This window comes from Pseudomonas sp. 5P_5.1_Bac1 (genome assembly GCF_025466015.1).
Lineage (GTDB): Bacteria > Pseudomonadota > Gammaproteobacteria > Pseudomonadales > Pseudomonadaceae > Aquipseudomonas.
The window spans coordinates 114192-128339 of the sequence record NZ_JANLNX010000108.1 but is presented as its reverse complement, the minus strand read 5'-3'; the positions used below and the strand labels follow the sequence as shown (position 1 = coordinate 128339).

At 64.7% G+C, this 14148-nt stretch carries 13 protein-coding genes; 5 read left to right on the top strand and 8 right to left on the bottom strand.

Annotated features, from left to right (window positions below):
- Positions 1 to 16: 16 nt before the first annotated feature.
- Positions 17 to 682 (bottom strand): ankyrin repeat domain-containing protein, encoded by a 666-nt coding sequence (locus NTD82_RS23905; RefSeq protein ID WP_410017081.1) that lies wholly within the window; start codon positions 680 to 682, stop codon positions 17 to 19.
- A gap of 91 nt (positions 683 to 773) precedes the next feature.
- Between NTD82_RS23905 and NTD82_RS23900 the strand changes: the two genes are divergently transcribed.
- The gene (locus NTD82_RS23900; protein WP_262130539.1) at positions 774 to 1625 is read left to right on the top strand and encodes a LysR substrate-binding domain-containing protein; all 852 of its coding nucleotides are present in this window, start codon (positions 774 to 776) and stop codon (positions 1623 to 1625) included.
- Positions 1626 to 1750: 125 nt separating this feature from the next.
- On the top strand, positions 1751 to 2188 hold the full coding sequence (locus tag NTD82_RS23895; protein WP_095153723.1) for a carboxymuconolactone decarboxylase family protein: 438 nt from the start codon (positions 1751 to 1753) through the stop codon (positions 2186 to 2188).
- On the opposite strand, the gene NTD82_RS23890 is transcribed toward NTD82_RS23895, so the two are convergent.
- Positions 2185 to 3195, bottom strand: a complete 1011-nt coding sequence (locus NTD82_RS23890) for an AraC family transcriptional regulator (RefSeq protein WP_095153724.1) — start codon at positions 3193 to 3195, stop codon at positions 2185 to 2187. The two genes, NTD82_RS23895 and NTD82_RS23890, sit on opposite strands and share 4 nt — an antisense overlap.
- 176 nt (positions 3196 to 3371) lie before the next feature.
- On the opposite strand from NTD82_RS23890, the gene NTD82_RS23885 reads away from it, so the two are divergent.
- Genes NTD82_RS23885 through NTD82_RS23875 form a run of 3 tightly spaced genes read left to right on the top strand, consistent with a single transcriptional unit; the run spans position 3372 to position 6031 of the window.
- A complete protein-coding gene (locus NTD82_RS23885; protein ID WP_262130538.1) occupies positions 3372 to 4556 on the top strand; it encodes an acetyl-CoA C-acyltransferase family protein in 1185 nt (394 codons plus the stop codon).
- 14 nt (positions 4557 to 4570) lie between these two features.
- On the top strand, positions 4571 to 5422 hold the full coding sequence (locus NTD82_RS23880; protein WP_095153726.1) for a 3-hydroxybutyryl-CoA dehydrogenase: 852 nt from the start codon (positions 4571 to 4573) through the stop codon (positions 5420 to 5422).
- A gap of 6 nt (positions 5423 to 5428) precedes the next feature.
- Positions 5429 to 6031: a TetR/AcrR family transcriptional regulator gene (locus NTD82_RS23875; protein WP_262130537.1), complete on the top strand. Its 603-nt coding sequence runs from the start codon at positions 5429 to 5431 to the stop codon at positions 6029 to 6031.
- A 3-nt stretch (positions 6032 to 6034) separates the two neighbouring features.
- On the opposite strand, the gene NTD82_RS23870 is transcribed toward NTD82_RS23875, so the two are convergent.
- The 6 genes from NTD82_RS23870 to NTD82_RS23845 all read right to left on the bottom strand — a co-directional run bounded on the left by NTD82_RS23870 (position 6035) and on the right by NTD82_RS23845 (position 14016).
- Positions 6035 to 7339 carry a T6SS phospholipase effector Tle1-like catalytic domain-containing protein gene (locus NTD82_RS23870; protein ID WP_262130536.1) on the bottom strand — a complete coding sequence of 435 codons (1305 nt, stop codon included), beginning with the start codon at positions 7337 to 7339 and terminating at the stop codon, positions 6035 to 6037.
- 99 nt (positions 7340 to 7438) lie between these two features.
- Complete coding sequence (locus NTD82_RS23865; RefSeq protein WP_095153729.1) at positions 7439 to 7816, bottom strand: response regulator; 378 nt, start codon at positions 7814 to 7816, stop codon at positions 7439 to 7441.
- Between the two features lie 56 nt (positions 7817 to 7872).
- Positions 7873 to 9117, bottom strand: a complete 1245-nt coding sequence (locus tag NTD82_RS23860; protein WP_095153730.1) for a hybrid sensor histidine kinase/response regulator — start codon at positions 9115 to 9117, stop codon at positions 7873 to 7875.
- On the bottom strand, positions 9111 to 9686 hold the full coding sequence (locus NTD82_RS23855; RefSeq protein ID WP_095153731.1) for a chemotaxis protein CheB: 576 nt from the start codon (positions 9684 to 9686) through the stop codon (positions 9111 to 9113). Before NTD82_RS23855 ends, NTD82_RS23860 begins: the two co-directional genes overlap by 7 nt.
- The gene (locus tag NTD82_RS23850) at positions 9683 to 10504 is read right to left on the bottom strand and encodes a CheR family methyltransferase (protein WP_095153732.1); all 822 of its coding nucleotides are present in this window, start codon (positions 10502 to 10504) and stop codon (positions 9683 to 9685) included. Before NTD82_RS23850 ends, NTD82_RS23855 begins: the two co-directional genes overlap by 4 nt.
- Entirely contained in the window at positions 10501 to 14016 is a 3516-nt protein-coding gene (locus NTD82_RS23845) for a response regulator (protein WP_262130535.1), read from the bottom strand. The genes NTD82_RS23850 and NTD82_RS23845 overlap by 4 nt, the downstream gene beginning before the upstream one ends.
- Positions 14017 to 14148 lie beyond the last annotated feature (132 nt).

The window sequence follows — 14148 nt, the reverse complement described above, 5'->3', positions numbered from 1 at the left end:
AAATTCCTCGGTGATTTCAGTGGGCGCCGGCAGCCAGCAACCGCTCGACAATCGCCTGCTGGCCGCGCTCGCGGGCGTGTTGCAGCGGGGTGACGCCATTGCGGTCGGCCAGGTTCACCTTCGCGCCGGCGTCGATCAGCAGCGTGACGATGGCCTGATGATCCGGCCCGCCGTCGCTGAGCAGGATGGCTTCGAGCAGGCCGGTCCAGCCGAGGTTGTTGATGTGGTCGGGGTTGACACCGGCCTTGAGCAAACGCGCCACCACCGCCACATGACCGCGCTCGCAGGCGGGAATCAGCGCGGTGCCGCCGTAGCGGTTGGTGCTCTTCAGGTCGGCGCCGTGGGCCAGGGTCAGTTCGAGAATCTCCAGGTGACCCTCGGCCCCGGCCAGCAGGTAGGGGCTGTCGTGGATGGCATTTTTGGCGTTGACGTCGGCACCGGCCTCGATCAACTGGCGAGCGGCATCGAGGTCGTTGCGCGCGGTGGCCAGCAGCAGCGCGGTGTTGCCGCGAGCATCACGCTGGTCCACGGCGGCGCCGGAGCGCAGCAGCGTCTGCAGTTGCTGACGGTCACCGCTGACGACCGCTTGCGGCAGATCAGCGCAAGCGACGCTACTGGCGGCCAGCCCGAGGCCGGCGAGCACGCCGCGCCAGGGCTGTTTGCGGGTTCGGTTCGGGCGCATGGCATTCCCTCTGTCGATTGAGCCGCGATTATCCCGAGCCAGCGGTGTAGCATGAAATTAATTCATTTCATGCATACCAGTGGACTTGTGAATGCTTGACCCCCTCCTGCTCCGCGCCTTCGTCACCGTGGTGGAAACCGGCAACTTCACCCGCGCCGGTGACCGCCTGCACCTGACCCAATCCACCGTCAGCCAACAGATCATCCGCCTGGAACAGAGCCTCGGCAGCCGCCTGCTCGACCGCAGTCAGCGCCAGGTCTGGCCCACCGAGGCGGGCGAGCGACTGCTGGGCTATGCGCGGCGCATCCTGCGCCTGGAAGAAGAAGCACGCCTGGCGCTCAACCCCACCCAGACCCAGACCGCACTGCGCCTCGGCGCGCCGGAAGACCTTGCCGGCGAGTTGCTGACCGAAGCCCTGCGCGGCTTTATCGGCGAACGCCCGCACCTGCGCCTCGAAGTCGAGAGCGGCCTGAGCAATCCCCTGCTGCACCTTTACCGCAACGGCGAGCTGGACGTGCTGCTGGTCAAGCAGTGGGGCGCCGACCGCGACTGCCACGCGCGCTGGCCGGAGCCGTTGTCCTGGGTGTGCAGCGCCCGCGGCATGGTCGCCCACGACCCGTTGCCGCTGGTGGTGTTCCCGGTGGGCGCGCTGTACCGCCAGGAAATGATCCACGCCTTGGAAAGCGCCGGCCGACCCTGGCGAATCAGCTACTCCAGCACCAGCCTGGCCAGCCTCGGCGCCGCGGTCAGCGCGGGCTTGGGCGTCAGCCTGATCCCCAGCCGCTGCGTGCTGCCGGATCACCGGAAACTGAGCGAAGACGAAGGTTTTCCGCCGGTGGACGGGCTGGAACTGGCCCTGTATGCCAGGCCAGGGCTGGATGGGGATGGGCTGGCGTTACGGGATTTGTTGATGGGCCTGGGTGAAGCGCGGGGCCGAGGGTGAAGCGGATTGCGGCAACCCGATTGGCCTCCCCACAAATCCCGAAATTGGCTATCTGAAACCCGCCTCTCGCCGATTAAGGTGTGCTCCATCCCGCGCTGTCGCGGAACCACAACGGAGCTACCAGCATGACCACCCGCATCGAATGGGCCAAACACGCACCCGAAGCCTACAAAGCCATGATCGGCCTGGAGCAGGCCCTGGCCAAATCCGGGCTGGAGAACTCGCTGCTGGAGTTGATCCGCCTGCGCGCCTCGCAGATCAATGGCTGCGCCTACTGCGTGAACATGCACGCCAATGACGCGCGCAAGGCCGGCGAAACCGAAGCCCGGCTGCAGACCCTGAGTGTCTGGGCCGACACCGCCTACTTCACGCCTCGCGAGCAAGCCGCGCTGGCCTGGACCGAGAGCCTGACCCGGCTGCCGGAAAAACATGCGCCGCAACACCAGTACACGGCGCTGCTGGAGCATTTCAGTGAAACCGAAGTGGTCAACCTGACCCTGGCCATCGCCACCATCAATGCCTGGAACCGCTTCGGCGTGGGCTTTGCGATGGTTCCGGCCTAAGCCGGCCGCAGGCGCTGGCGATAGCTGCCAGGGCTCTCCCCCGTCCATTTCTTGAACGCCCGGTGAAACGCGCTGGGCTCCTGGAAGCCGGTCTGCTCGGCGATCTCGGCGACGCTGAGGTCGCTGTCGCGCAGGCATTCGAAGGCCATGGCCTGGCGCACTTCGTCCTTGATCTGCTGGAACGAGCAGCCTTCGCGCTCCAGTTGCCGGCGGAAGCTGCTGGGGCTCAGCCCCACTTGCCCGGCCAGGCCCAGCAGGGTCGGCCATTCGCCGTACTGGCGTAGGCGCAAATACCGATAGACCCGCGCCGCCAGGCCGTTCTGGTTGCGGTAACGCACCACCAGCCCTTGCGGCGCACTGCGCAGGAAGGTCTTCAGCGCGCCAAGGTCCTGCACCACCGGCAATTTCAGGTAGTCGGCGGAGAATTCCACTTCGGTGCGGCCGGTGCCGATCTGCAGGTTCGGCCCCCACAACAGCGCATCGTCGTCCAGTGCTACCCGCGCATCGCTCAGTTCAGTGCGATCAATGGCGATACGCCGTCCGCCCAGCCAGCACAGCAGGCTGATCACCAGCACCAGCAAGGTTTCCTCGGCATAGACGCGCCGCTGCGGGTCGTCGATGCGCGAGTGCAGGCTGATCACCGCGCGTTGTCCGCGCAGGGTCAGGGTGCCGCGCATGTCCCGCAGGAACAGGCCGAAGTTGCCCAGGCACTGGCGCAGCGCTTTCTCCAGGTTCGGCTCCTGGATCAAGCCGCGGCAGATCAGCGCGAAGCTGCCCAGCGGCATGCCGTGGCTGTCGAGGTTGAAAAATTCGTCGTCCAGCGCTTCGATAAGGATCAGCCACAGCCGGGCGAAGGCCGAGGCCGGCACGCGGGCGTTGAGTTCGTGGATCAGCACCGGATCGATGCCGGACTGCTGCAACAGCGCCGCGGCCCGCGCGGGCTGGTCGCGCAGGCTGTAGAGCATGATATGGACGAAGTACATCGCGACCGAATCGTTTTCCCGCATGACAGCTTCCGCATTGACCTCGACGGCATGGCAAAAAGTAACAGCCCGGCTGGGCACTTAAGGCATAGGCCCGAACGCCCCCAGTGCCTAGACTCGACACACCCCGGGCGTGGCCGGGCGTCATTCTCTCAGAGCCACGTGGCTCCACGCCACGTCTTCGCCCATTGGAGTCGATCATGAACAACAACGATATCTACGTAGTCAGCGCCGTGCGCTCGGCCATTGGCACCTTCGGCGGTTCGCTCAAGGACCTGCCACTGGCGGACCTGGCGACCCAGGTCACCCGCGCCGCCATCGAGCGCTCCGGCGTCGCCCCCGAGCAGATCGGCCACGTCGTGATGGGCAACGTGATCCCTACCGAAGCCCGCGATGCCTACCTGGGCCGGGTCGCCGCGATGAACGCCGGCATCCCCAAGGAAACCCCCGCTTTCAACGTCAACCGCCTGTGCGGTTCCGGCCTGCAGGCCATCGTTTCGGCGGCGCAGACCCTGCTGCTGGGCGAAGCCGAAGCGGTGATTGCCGCCGGCGCCGAATCCATGAGCCGCGGCCCGTACCTGCTGACCCAAGCCCGCTGGGGCGCGCGCATGGGCGACATGAAGAGCATCGACTACATGCTCGGCATCCTGCACGACCCGTTCGAAGGCTTCCACATGGGCATCACCGCGGAGAACGTTGCCGAGAAGAACGGCATCACCCGCACCATGCAGGATGAAGTCGCGATCACCAGCCAGCAACGCGCCGCCCGCGCCATTGCCGAAGGCCGCTTCGACAGCCAGATCGTGCCGATCGAAATCCCCGGCCGCAAAGGCCCGGTGCAGTTCAAGGTGGACGAGCACGTGCGCGGCGACGTCAGCAGCGAACAACTGGCCGCAATGAAAACCGCGTTCAAGAAAGACGGCACCGTCACCGCCGGCAACGCCAGCGGCCTGAACGATGGCGCCGGCGCGCTGGTGCTGGCCACCGGTGAGATGGTCAAGCGCCAGGGCCTGAAGCCGCTGGCCCGCCTGGTGGCTTACGCCCACGCCGGTGTCGAGCCGGAACTGATGGGCCTGGGCCCGGTGCCGGCGACCCGCAAGGTCCTGGAAAAAGCCGGCCTGAAGGTGTCCGACCTGGACGTCATCGAATCCAACGAAGCCTTTGCCGCCCAGGCCTGCGCGGTGTCCCAGCAACTGGGCTTCGACCCGGAAAAGGTCAACCCCAACGGTTCGGGCATTTCCCTCGGCCACCCGGTGGGCGCTACCGGCGTGATCATCGCCACCAAGGCGATCCATGAATTGCAACGCATCAAAGGCCGCTACGCGCTGGCGACCATGTGCATCGGCGGCGGCCAAGGCATCGCCGTGCTGTTCGAACGGGCTTGAAGGAAACCATGAAGATGACGCTTGAAAACATCGCCGTGATCGGCGCCGGGACCATGGGCAACGGCATCGCGCAGGTCTGCGCCGTGGCCGGTTACCAGGTCACCCTGATCGATGTCTCCGACGCCGCGCTGGAGCGTGGCGTGGCGACCCTGCGCAAGAACCTCGATCGCCAGGTCAGCAAGCAGACCCTGGAAGCGGCCCAGGCCGAAGCCGCGGTCACCCGCATCCGCACCAGCACCGACTACGCCGCGCTCAACGACGCGCAGTTGGTGATCGAAGCGGCGACCGAAAACCTCGAGCTGAAAAAACGCATCCTCCAGCAGGTCGCGGCCAACGTCAGTGAACAGTGCGTGATCGCCACCAACACCTCATCGCTGTCGGTGACCCAACTGGGCGCGGCCATCAGCGCGCCGCAGCGGTTTATCGGCGTGCACTTCTTCAACCCGGTGCCGATGATGGCGCTGGTCGAGGTGATCCGCGGTCTGCAAACCAGCGACGCGACCTACGCCACGGCCATGGAACTGACCGGCAAGGTCGGCAAGACCGCCATCACCGCCGGCAACCGCCCAGGCTTCGTGGTCAACCGCATCCTGGTGCCGATGATCAACGAAGCGATCTTCGTCCTGCAGGAAGGCCTGGCCAGCGCCGTGGACATCGACACCGGCATGCGCCTGGGCTGCAACCAGCCGATCGGCCCGCTGGCGCTGGCCGACCTCATCGGCCTGGACACTCTGCTGGCGATCATGGAGGCCTTCCACGAGGGCTTCAATGACAGCAAATACCGCCCCGCCCCGCTGCTCAAGGAGATGGTCGCGGCCGGCTACCTGGGCCGCAAGAGCGGTCGCGGTTTCCACACGTACGAGTAAGCCACCATGCCCAAGACCTGTGCCGAACGCTGCGCCGATTACGAAGACCGTCGCGACAAGGCTCTCGAACTGTTCGCCGCCAAGGGGTTCGGCCAGGTCAGCATGCGCGAGCTGGCTGCCCATGTGGGCCTCACCGCCGGCTCGCTTTACCACCATTTCCCGAGCAAGCAGCACCTGTTGTTCGACCTGATCGAAGAACTGTTCGAAGAGCTGCTTGCCACCCTGCATCCGGCCGGCCGGGGCAAGCCCATCAACGTGCGCCTGTCCGCGGTGATCCGGGCGCACTGGGCGCTGCACGCGGAACGGCCGCTGCATTTCCGCCTCGCCGAACGCGACCTCTGTTGCCTGAGCGATGAGCAACAGGCGCACATCGCGCAAATGCGCCGGCAGTACGAGAGCCACCTGCTGCGCGCGATCGCCCCTTCCACCAGCCTCACCGGCCCGGCCCTGGAGGCTGCGGCGCATGTCGTCGCCTGCATGCTCAACAGCCTGCCGGGCTGGCTGCAACATTCGCCATTGCCCCAGGCCCAGCGCCTGGCGTTGATGGAGAGCATGCTGCTGGGCGCCATCGAACGCACGCTGCCGGAATGCATCAGTTCTGCGGCGTGAGTGTCATCGATTCGGGTGAATGACCCGCTGCCCCTCGGCGTCAGGCCGATGGACGAACAACCCGTCGAGCAAGGGGCTGTTCGAGTGCAACGGGGCGTTCCAGTGCGCGGAACGGTGGATGTAGCGGCGTCGCAACAAGGCGATTTCGCGCTCATCCAGCCCATGCGCCGCCGTCTGGCCGAGACCATAGGCCTGCAGTTTCGCGGCAATTCCGTGCAATTCCGTGGGCAGCCTGAGTTCGGCGCAGTCCGGCACAGGCGCCAGCGGCACGCCAGCGCGCACGGCCAAGGCATGCATCAGCCTCAGGTACACCAGCGACAACTCCCCCCGTACCCGCCGCGTCCCCACGACCTGCGCTGCCACGCGTTTCTCACGCTGGAGGTCGCGCTTGGGCAAGAAAGGCTGGTCGCTGCTGTGAAGGTCGATGCTCAGTTCGAACCCCTGCGCCTCCCACTGCCCGCGCTGCTGCTCCAGGCATTGACTGGCCTGCAACCACGCACGGCTTTGGCGCTCGGGCAGGTGCCGCGCTTCCAGGCTGCTGAACGGGCGCGCCAGGCGCAGTCGTTCCTGCTCGTCCGGCAAGTAGCCGCCGCCGATGTCAGTGTGCGAGCCCGGCAGCGGCAGGTCGTTGTCGCTGGCCACCAGCGGGAAATTCACCCGGCGCTCGTCGGCCGCCACCAGTTGCACGACCTGCCGCGCCAGTCCGGCGCGCAGGCCGAGTTGCAGCCCGTCGTAGTCGCTGTTGGCGGCGCTGAAGTTGCCTTTGAGCGGCGCCCAGATCCCGGCCACGGTGTCGAACAGGCCGATGAAATTGAGTAGCGGCGGACAGTCGGGACAGATACCCGCCAGCCCGTTGGCGAAATGCCGAGCCGCCGCCGCACCGCGACTGAAGCCGAACAGATCGACTTCGACAGCGCGAATCCCGCGCCCGGGATTGTGCTGGGTGAATAGCTCGATCAGTCCGCTGATGCGCACGGGAAGCGGCTCCAGCAGCGCCCGCACGCCCTGTTCATGGCGGCCGGTGGCCTGGCCCAGCAGCGAATCCGCCGCGCCGCGCCGGGTGCCCGCCCCTTCGACGTACAGCGCCATCGCCGCCCGCGTCTGTCCCGGTTCGAGGCCGAGCCGCGCCTGTTGCGGATACAACTCGAACAACCGCGCCACATTGCTCTTGCCGGTGACGTAGCTGCCCGAGGTGTTGCCGGAGACGGCGCCTTGCTCGTGGTTGTGCAGATTGAGCCCGGTGCCGTCGAAGAACAGCCCCAGGTGCAAGGTGATCGCGTGAGGGTCGGCGGGTGTGGACGGATTCATGACGGTTCCTGTGTCGAGAAAACAAGGAACCGATCGGATCATCCCGCTGAAAGACGGGATGCAGGAAAATTTCCCTTAATTCGTATGAATCGCCTGACGCTAGCGGAGCAATCGCTGAATCTGCTCGCGCAGGCTGTCCAGGTCGAACGGCTTGGCCAGGATCGGCGCGCGGAACGCGATCGGGCTGCCTGACTCGCGGATTTCCGCGGGGTAGCCGCTGATGAAAATGACTTTCAGGTCAGGCCGCAGCTTGACCGCGGGCTCGGCGATATCGACCCCGGAAATGCCGCCCGGCAGGCGAAAGTCGGTGACCATCAGGTCCAGGTGCGGCTTGCTGGCCAGGATCTCGAACGCCTGCGCGCCGTCCTCGGCCAGCAGGACGCGGTAACCCTCGCCCGACAGGTAGTCATTGAGGACCATCCGGATAACCGGCTCGTCTTCGACGACCAGTACTACATCTTGTGCATCTTCACTCATGCCAACGCCTTGATTCGGTTCATTCGGGTGGTGTCGTTCGTTGATAGACCCCTGGCTTACGCAGAGGTTGCCTGTTGAAGATCACTTTCGTTTTCCGCAGCATTTCCCTGCATATCGCATACCAGCGGCAGGCTGACGCGGAACGTCGCGCCCTCGCCTTCGGCGCTTTGCACCACGATGCTGCCGCCATGGGCCAGGACGATCTGCTCGGAAATGTACAGCCCGAGGCCGAGCCCGGCGACGCTCAGGTTGGAACTGACCCGCTCGAACTGCTGGAAAATCCGCTGCTGGTTTTCCGGGCTGATGCCAATCCCTTCGTCGCGCACCTCGACGCAGGCCATGTCCGCGTTCGCCGACACCCGCACATGCACCGGGCGCTTGGCGCCATAACGCAGGGCGTTGCTGAGCAGGTTGGCGATCACCTGCTCGATGCGGAATTCATCCCAGACGCCTTCCACGCCGTCGTTGATCACCAGCTCGATCGACGATCCGGCGGCGGCGGCCTGGGCGGAGAAGTTCTCCACCAGGCCACTCACCAGTTGCGCCAGGTCGAAGCGCGAAGGCCGTATCGACAGTTTGCCGGTGCGGATCCGCGAGACATCGAGCATGTCCTCGATCAGGCGGATCAGGCTGTTGATCTGGCGCTCGTCGCGCTCGACCATGGCGCGCATCTTGTCCAGGGTGAAGGCATCGGCGTTGTCCCGCGCCAGGTGCAGCTTGCGCAACTGGGTTTCGAGAATCAGACCGTTGAGCGGCGTGCGCACTTCGTGGGAGACGATCGACATGAAGTCATCGCGCATGCGCACCGCGCGCTCCAGCTCGCCGCGCGCCACCTGCAACTGTTCCAGCAGCAGTTGCTGCTCCTGGCGACCACGCTCCAGCGCCTGCAATTGCTGGTCGAGGGCCTTGCGCTGGCGGTACAGCTCGACGAACACGGTGACCTTGCTTTTCACCGCGTGGGTGTCCAGCGGTTTGTGCAGGAAATCCACCGCGCCGCTTTCGTAGCCCTTGAAGGCGTAGTTCATCTCGCGCGCCGCGGCGCTGACGAAGACGATGGGAATGTGCTTGGTCTTTTCCGTGCCGCGCATCAGTTCGGCCAGCTCGAAGCCGTTCATGCCCGGCATCTGTACATCGAGGATGGCCAGGGCGAATTCGTGCTCCAACAGCAGCGACAGCGCCTGGTCGGCGGAACTCGCCTGGTACACCGTGCGATCGTTGCCCTTGATCAGCGCTTCGAGCGCCAGCAGGTTCTCCGGGAGATCGTCGACGATCAGCAGTTTGGCTTGGATATGGCTTAGCATTCTTGTGCTTCCAGCTTGGCGAGCAGATGCCCGATGCCGTTCAAAGGGAGTATATGGTCGGGCCGGTGCAGCGCCAGCGCAGCGTTTGGCATGGTGGCGACCTGAGCCTGGGCCGGGTCCTGGACGACGGTAAGACCACCGTACTCACTGATTCGTGCCAGACCACTGGCACCGTCTTCGTTGGCACCGGTCAGCAGCACGCCGACCAGCCCCGGGCCAACGGCGTCGGCGGCGGATTCGAAGAGCATGTCGATCGAGGGCCGCGAGTAATGCACCCGCTCTTCCTGGCTCAGGGACAGCGAGCGGTCACGCTCCAGCGACAGGTGATAGCCGGGGCAGGCGACATAGATCATCCCCGCCTCGAGGCTTTCCTTGTCCCGCGCCTCGCGCACCGGCCGCTTCAGCCGGCGGGCGAAAACCTCGGCCAGTTGGCTTTCGTGGTCGTCCGGCAGGTGCAGCACGCAGAGCACCGGAATCGCGAACGCCCGCGGCAGCAGCGCCAGCACCGAGAGCAGCGCACTGACGCCGCCCGCCGAGGCCCCCATGACGATCACTTCGGCCCTGTTCATAGTTTGCGGTAGATCCGTTCCGGCTTGACCAGCGCTTCGAAGCGGTCGGCGTAGGCGGAAAAATCCAACGTTTCCTTGCTGCCCAGCACCAGGAATCCACGGTGGCAGAGCGATTCGTGGAACAGCCCGAAAGAGCGGTCCTGCAGGCCCTTGTTGAAGTAGATCAGCACGTTGCGGCAGGACACCAGTTGCGTCTCGGAGAACACGCTGTCGGTGGCCAGGCTGTGGTCGGCGAAAGTAACGTTATCGCGCAGGCTGCTGTCGACAATGGCGTTGCCATAGGCGCAGGTGTAGTAGTCGCTGAAGGCACGCTGGCCGCCGGCGGCGATGTAGTTCTGCTCGTAGTCGCGCATCGACTGCATCGAGTAAATGCCCTGTTTGGCCTTCTCAAGCGACTTGGGGTTGATGTCGGTGGCGTAAATGATGGTGCGTTCGAGCAGGCCCTCTTCGCGCAGCAGGATGGCCATGGAATAGACCTCTTCACCGGTGCTGCAGCCGGCGATCCAGATCTTGATCGACGGCCAGGTCTTCAGGTGCGGCACCACCTCCCGGCGCAAGGCCAGGAAGTGGCTCGGGTCACGAAACATCTCGCTGACCGGGATGGTCAGGAACTGCAGCAGTTGCATGAACATTCCCGGATCGTGCAGCACCCGCTCCTGCAGGGCGGTGATCGTCGCGCAGTCGAAATGCCGCGCGGCATGCAGGATCCGGCGCTTGATCGAAGCGCCGGAGTAATCGCGAAAGTCGTAGCTGTACTTGAGGTAGATGGCCTCGATCAACAGCCGGATTTCAATGTCGGTGTTACGTTCGCTTGTCAAATTCGCTCCAGTTGCGGCAGCCAGACACGGATCAGGGAAAACAGCCGGTCCAGGTCAATCGGTTTGGCCAGGTAATCATTGGCGCCGGCCTGCAGACAACGCTCCTGGTCGTCCTTCATCGCCTTGGCGGTCACCGCGATGATCGGCAGCTTGCGCCAGCGCGGGTCCTTGCGGATCAGCCGGGTGGCCTCGAAACCATCCATCTCCGGCATCATCACGTCCATCAGCACCAGGTCGATATCGCCGCCCTGCTCGAGTTTTTCGATGGACTCGCGGCCGTTGCGGGCGATCTCCACCAGCGCGCCCTTGTGCTCCAGGGCGCTGGTCAGGGCGAAGATATTGCGCACATCGTCGTCCACCAGCAGGATCCTGCGGCCTTCGAAGACCTTGTCGCGGCTGCGCGCGGTCCTGAGCATGCGTTGCCGTTCATGGGACAGCGTCGATTCGACTTTGTGCAGGAACAACGTCACTTCATCCAGCAGGCGCTCCGGCGAGCGCGCGCCCTTGATGATGATCGAGCGCGAGTACTTGAGCAGTTCGGTTTCTTCGTCGCGGGTCAGGTTGCGCCCGGTGTAGACGATCACCGGCGGGAAGGCGCGGATCTCGTCGATGGTCATGCGCTTGAGCAGCTCGTTGCCGAGCATGTCCGGCAGTTTGAAGTCGATCACCATGCAGTCGTAGATGTTCTCGCGCAGCAGTTCCAGCGCTTCCTGCGCGGTCGCCACGGCGGTGATCTGCACATCGTCATCGCCGATCAGGCGGGCGATGCTTTCGCGCTGCAGGTCGTCGTCTTCCACCAGCAGGATGTGCTTGAGTTTCTGGGTCAGCTTGTCTTCCAGGCGGGCGAACACGGTTTTCAGCTCGTCGCGGCTGGTCGGCTTGACCACATACCCCACGGCGCCCATGTGCATGGCGGTCTCGACCCGGTCCTCGACGGAAATCACGTGCACCGGGATGTGCCGCGTGGCGGCCTGTTCCTTGAGCCGTTGCAGCACGGTCAACCCGGAATGGTCGGGCAGGCGCATGTCCAGCAGGATGGCGTCGGGAATAAAGCGTTCGGCCAGCTCGAAGCCGTCGTCGGCGGCCTGCGCCACCAGGCAGTTGTAGCCCAGCTCGTGGGCCAGGTCGAAGAGGATGCGGGCGAAGTTCGGCTCGTCCTCGATCACCAGGATGCAGCGGTTGGAGAACGGTGCCAGTTGCCGGTCGTCCTCGAAGGACAGGCGCTTGGCCGGCGCCGCCAGCGGGGTCGGCGGCAGCGGATCGATCAGCGCCGGCGCGACCACCACCGGCTGGGACAATGGCTGTGGACGCGAGATAGGCGAAGGCCCGACCTGTTCGACGATCGGCTCGTACGCCTCCGGCAGAATCAGGCTGAACACGCTGCCCTTGCCCGATTCGCTCTGCACCTGGATCTGCCCGCCAAGCAAACGCGCCAGATCGCGGGAAATCGACAGGCCCAGGCCGGTACCGCCAAAGCGGCGGTTGGTGGTGCCGTCGGCCTGATGGAAGGCTTCGAAGATGAGTTGCTGCTGGTCCGCCGCGATGCCGATGCCGCTGTCGCGCACATGGAACACGATGCCGCTGCCAGGCTGGTGGGTGACGGTCAGGCCGACCTGGCCGCGATCGGTGAACTTCAGCGCGTTGGACAGCAGGTTCTTGAGGATCTGTTCCAGGCGCTGGCGGTCGGTGTAGAGAGTCGCCGGCACATCCGGCTCGATGGAGACGCTGAAGGCCAGCCCCTTGTCCGCCGCCAACGGCTCGAACATGCCGCGCAGGCCCTCGGCCAGGCGTGCCACCTGGGTGGTTTCGGCGCGCACGTCGAGTTTGCCGGCCTCGACCTTGGCGATGTCGAGGATGTCGTTAATCAGATTGAGCAGGTCGTTGCCCGCGGAGTAGATCGATTCAGCGAACTTGACCTGCTCGTCGCTGAGGTTCTCCTGCGGGTTCTCGGCCAGCAATTTGGCCAGGATCAGCGAGCTGTTGAGCGGCGTGCGCAGCTCATGGGACATGTTGGCGAGGAATTCGGACTTGTACTTGCTGGAGCGTTGCAGCTCCTCGGCGCGTTCCTGCAATTGCACCTGGGCTTCGTTCAGCTCGGTGTTCTTGTGGTCCAGGGCATCGCGCTGGGACGCCAGGGCATCGGTGCGCTCGGCCAGTTGTTCGTTGGTCTGCTCAAGCTCGGCGCGCTGGGTTTCCAGGTAGGCCTGGGACTCCTTGAGCACCCGCGATTGTTCTTCCAGCTCTTCGTTGGCGGTTTTCAGCTCTTCCTGCTGCACCTGCAGCTCTTCGTTGAGTTGCTGGGTCTGGGCCAGCACTTCCTGCAGGCGCTGGCGGTAACGCGCGCTCTCGATGGAGGTGCCGAGGTTGTTGGCGACCCGCTCCAGCAGTTCGCCATCGCGCGGACTCAGCGGACGCAGGAAACCCAGTTCAAGCACGCCATTGACCTGGCCGTCGTTGCTCGACGGCATCACCAGCACGCTGCGCGGCAGGCCCTCGCCGAGCCCGGAGCTGACCTTGAAGTAATCTTCCGGCACATCGTCCAGCACCATCAGACGGCTCTGGCTGACAGCCTCGGCCAGCAACCCTTCGTGGGAGCCGACCACCTGGTCCCGGGCTTCCTGCTCGCGGGAGAAACCGTAGCTGGCGACGCGGTGCAGATCGCCTTGCTCGTCACGCACGTACAGCGCGGCGACCACGCTGCCCAGGTAGTTGGAGAAGAACTGCAAAATGTTGTGGCCCAGGGTCGGCAGGGTCTGCTGGCCCAGCACCCGCTCGGCCAGTTGCGACTGGCCGCTGCGGATCCAGGCCTGCTGTTGAAGGTGCTCGGTGGCACGTTCCTGGGCCTGGAGGTTTTCCTGATAGCTGGTGGAGAGGTTGATCAGGTCGCGCCGGCCAATCCAGGCCAGCAGGCCACTGATCAGGATGATGAACGCCAGGTACAGGGAAATGGATACCCAGGTGGTGGTACTGACCTGTTCGTTGCGCTTGGCCCGCAGTTGCTGCTCCAGGGCGACGAAGTCTTCGTATTCCTTGCGGGTCTGGTCGGTCAGGCGCTTGCCGCGACCGGCCTCGATATCCGAGCGGTAGTCACCGCCACCGCGGCGCGACTGGATCATCTCCCGGGCGAAGATGTCCCACTCGGCCTGCAGCGCTTCCAGGCGGCCGAGGCGATCGATCTGTGTCGGGTTGTCCGCCACCAGCTCGCGCAGGGTCTTCATCTGCGCGCTGATCCGTGGCTTGGCCAGTTCGTAGGGATCGAGAAAATGCTCGTCGCCCGTGAGCAGGTAGCCCCGCATGCCGGTTTCCATGTCGATGGACAGCTTCAGCGACTCGTTGGCGTTGTTGATCACCCGGTCGGTGTGGCCGACCCACTGGATGACCGAGAGCAGGTAGGCGATTACCGTGACAAACACCACGGCACTCAACAGGCCGACCCCGAGGGGCAGGCTGATATTGCGCACCAGCAGCTTGCGGAAGCGCTGTTGGTCGGTTGTTGAGGCTGAATGATTCATCTGTAGGGTCCGGGCGGCAGAATTGGGTTGATTTTTTTGTCTTATGGTTCAGGTTTTCGATCTGACATGCAAACCGCAACCACGCTGCCCCTCCCAGTCTATCCATGTTCACGGCAATCGACAGGGCACAAA

What these genes read in the sequence shown, in the direction of transcription:
- NTD82_RS23905 (WP_410017081.1), bottom strand. Translation starts at nt 682, where the DNA reads ATGCGCCCGAACCGAACCCGCAAACAGCCCTGGCGCGGCGTGCTCGCC.
- NTD82_RS23900 (WP_262130539.1), top strand. Translation starts at nt 774, where the DNA reads ATGCTTGACCCCCTCCTGCTCCGCGCCTTCGTCACCGTGGTGGAAACC.
- NTD82_RS23895 (WP_095153723.1), top strand. Translation starts at nt 1,751, where the DNA reads ATGACCACCCGCATCGAATGGGCCAAACACGCACCCGAAGCCTACAAA.
- NTD82_RS23890 (WP_095153724.1), bottom strand. Translation starts at nt 3,195, where the DNA reads ATGCGGGAAAACGATTCGGTCGCGATGTACTTCGTCCATATCATGCTC.
- NTD82_RS23885 (WP_262130538.1), top strand. Translation starts at nt 3,372, where the DNA reads ATGAACAACAACGATATCTACGTAGTCAGCGCCGTGCGCTCGGCCATT.
- NTD82_RS23880 (WP_095153726.1), top strand. Translation starts at nt 4,571, where the DNA reads ATGACGCTTGAAAACATCGCCGTGATCGGCGCCGGGACCATGGGCAAC.
- NTD82_RS23875 (WP_262130537.1), top strand. Translation starts at nt 5,429, where the DNA reads ATGCCCAAGACCTGTGCCGAACGCTGCGCCGATTACGAAGACCGTCGC.
- NTD82_RS23870 (WP_262130536.1), bottom strand. Translation starts at nt 7,339, where the DNA reads ATGAATCCGTCCACACCCGCCGACCCTCACGCGATCACCTTGCACCTG.
- NTD82_RS23865 (WP_095153729.1), bottom strand. Translation starts at nt 7,816, where the DNA reads ATGAGTGAAGATGCACAAGATGTAGTACTGGTCGTCGAAGACGAGCCG.
- NTD82_RS23860 (WP_095153730.1), bottom strand. Translation starts at nt 9,117, where the DNA reads ATGCTAAGCCATATCCAAGCCAAACTGCTGATCGTCGACGATCTCCCG.
- NTD82_RS23855 (WP_095153731.1), bottom strand. Translation starts at nt 9,686, where the DNA reads ATGAACAGGGCCGAAGTGATCGTCATGGGGGCCTCGGCGGGCGGCGTC.
- NTD82_RS23845 (WP_262130535.1), bottom strand. Translation starts at nt 14,016, where the DNA reads ATGAATCATTCAGCCTCAACAACCGACCAACAGCGCTTCCGCAAGCTG.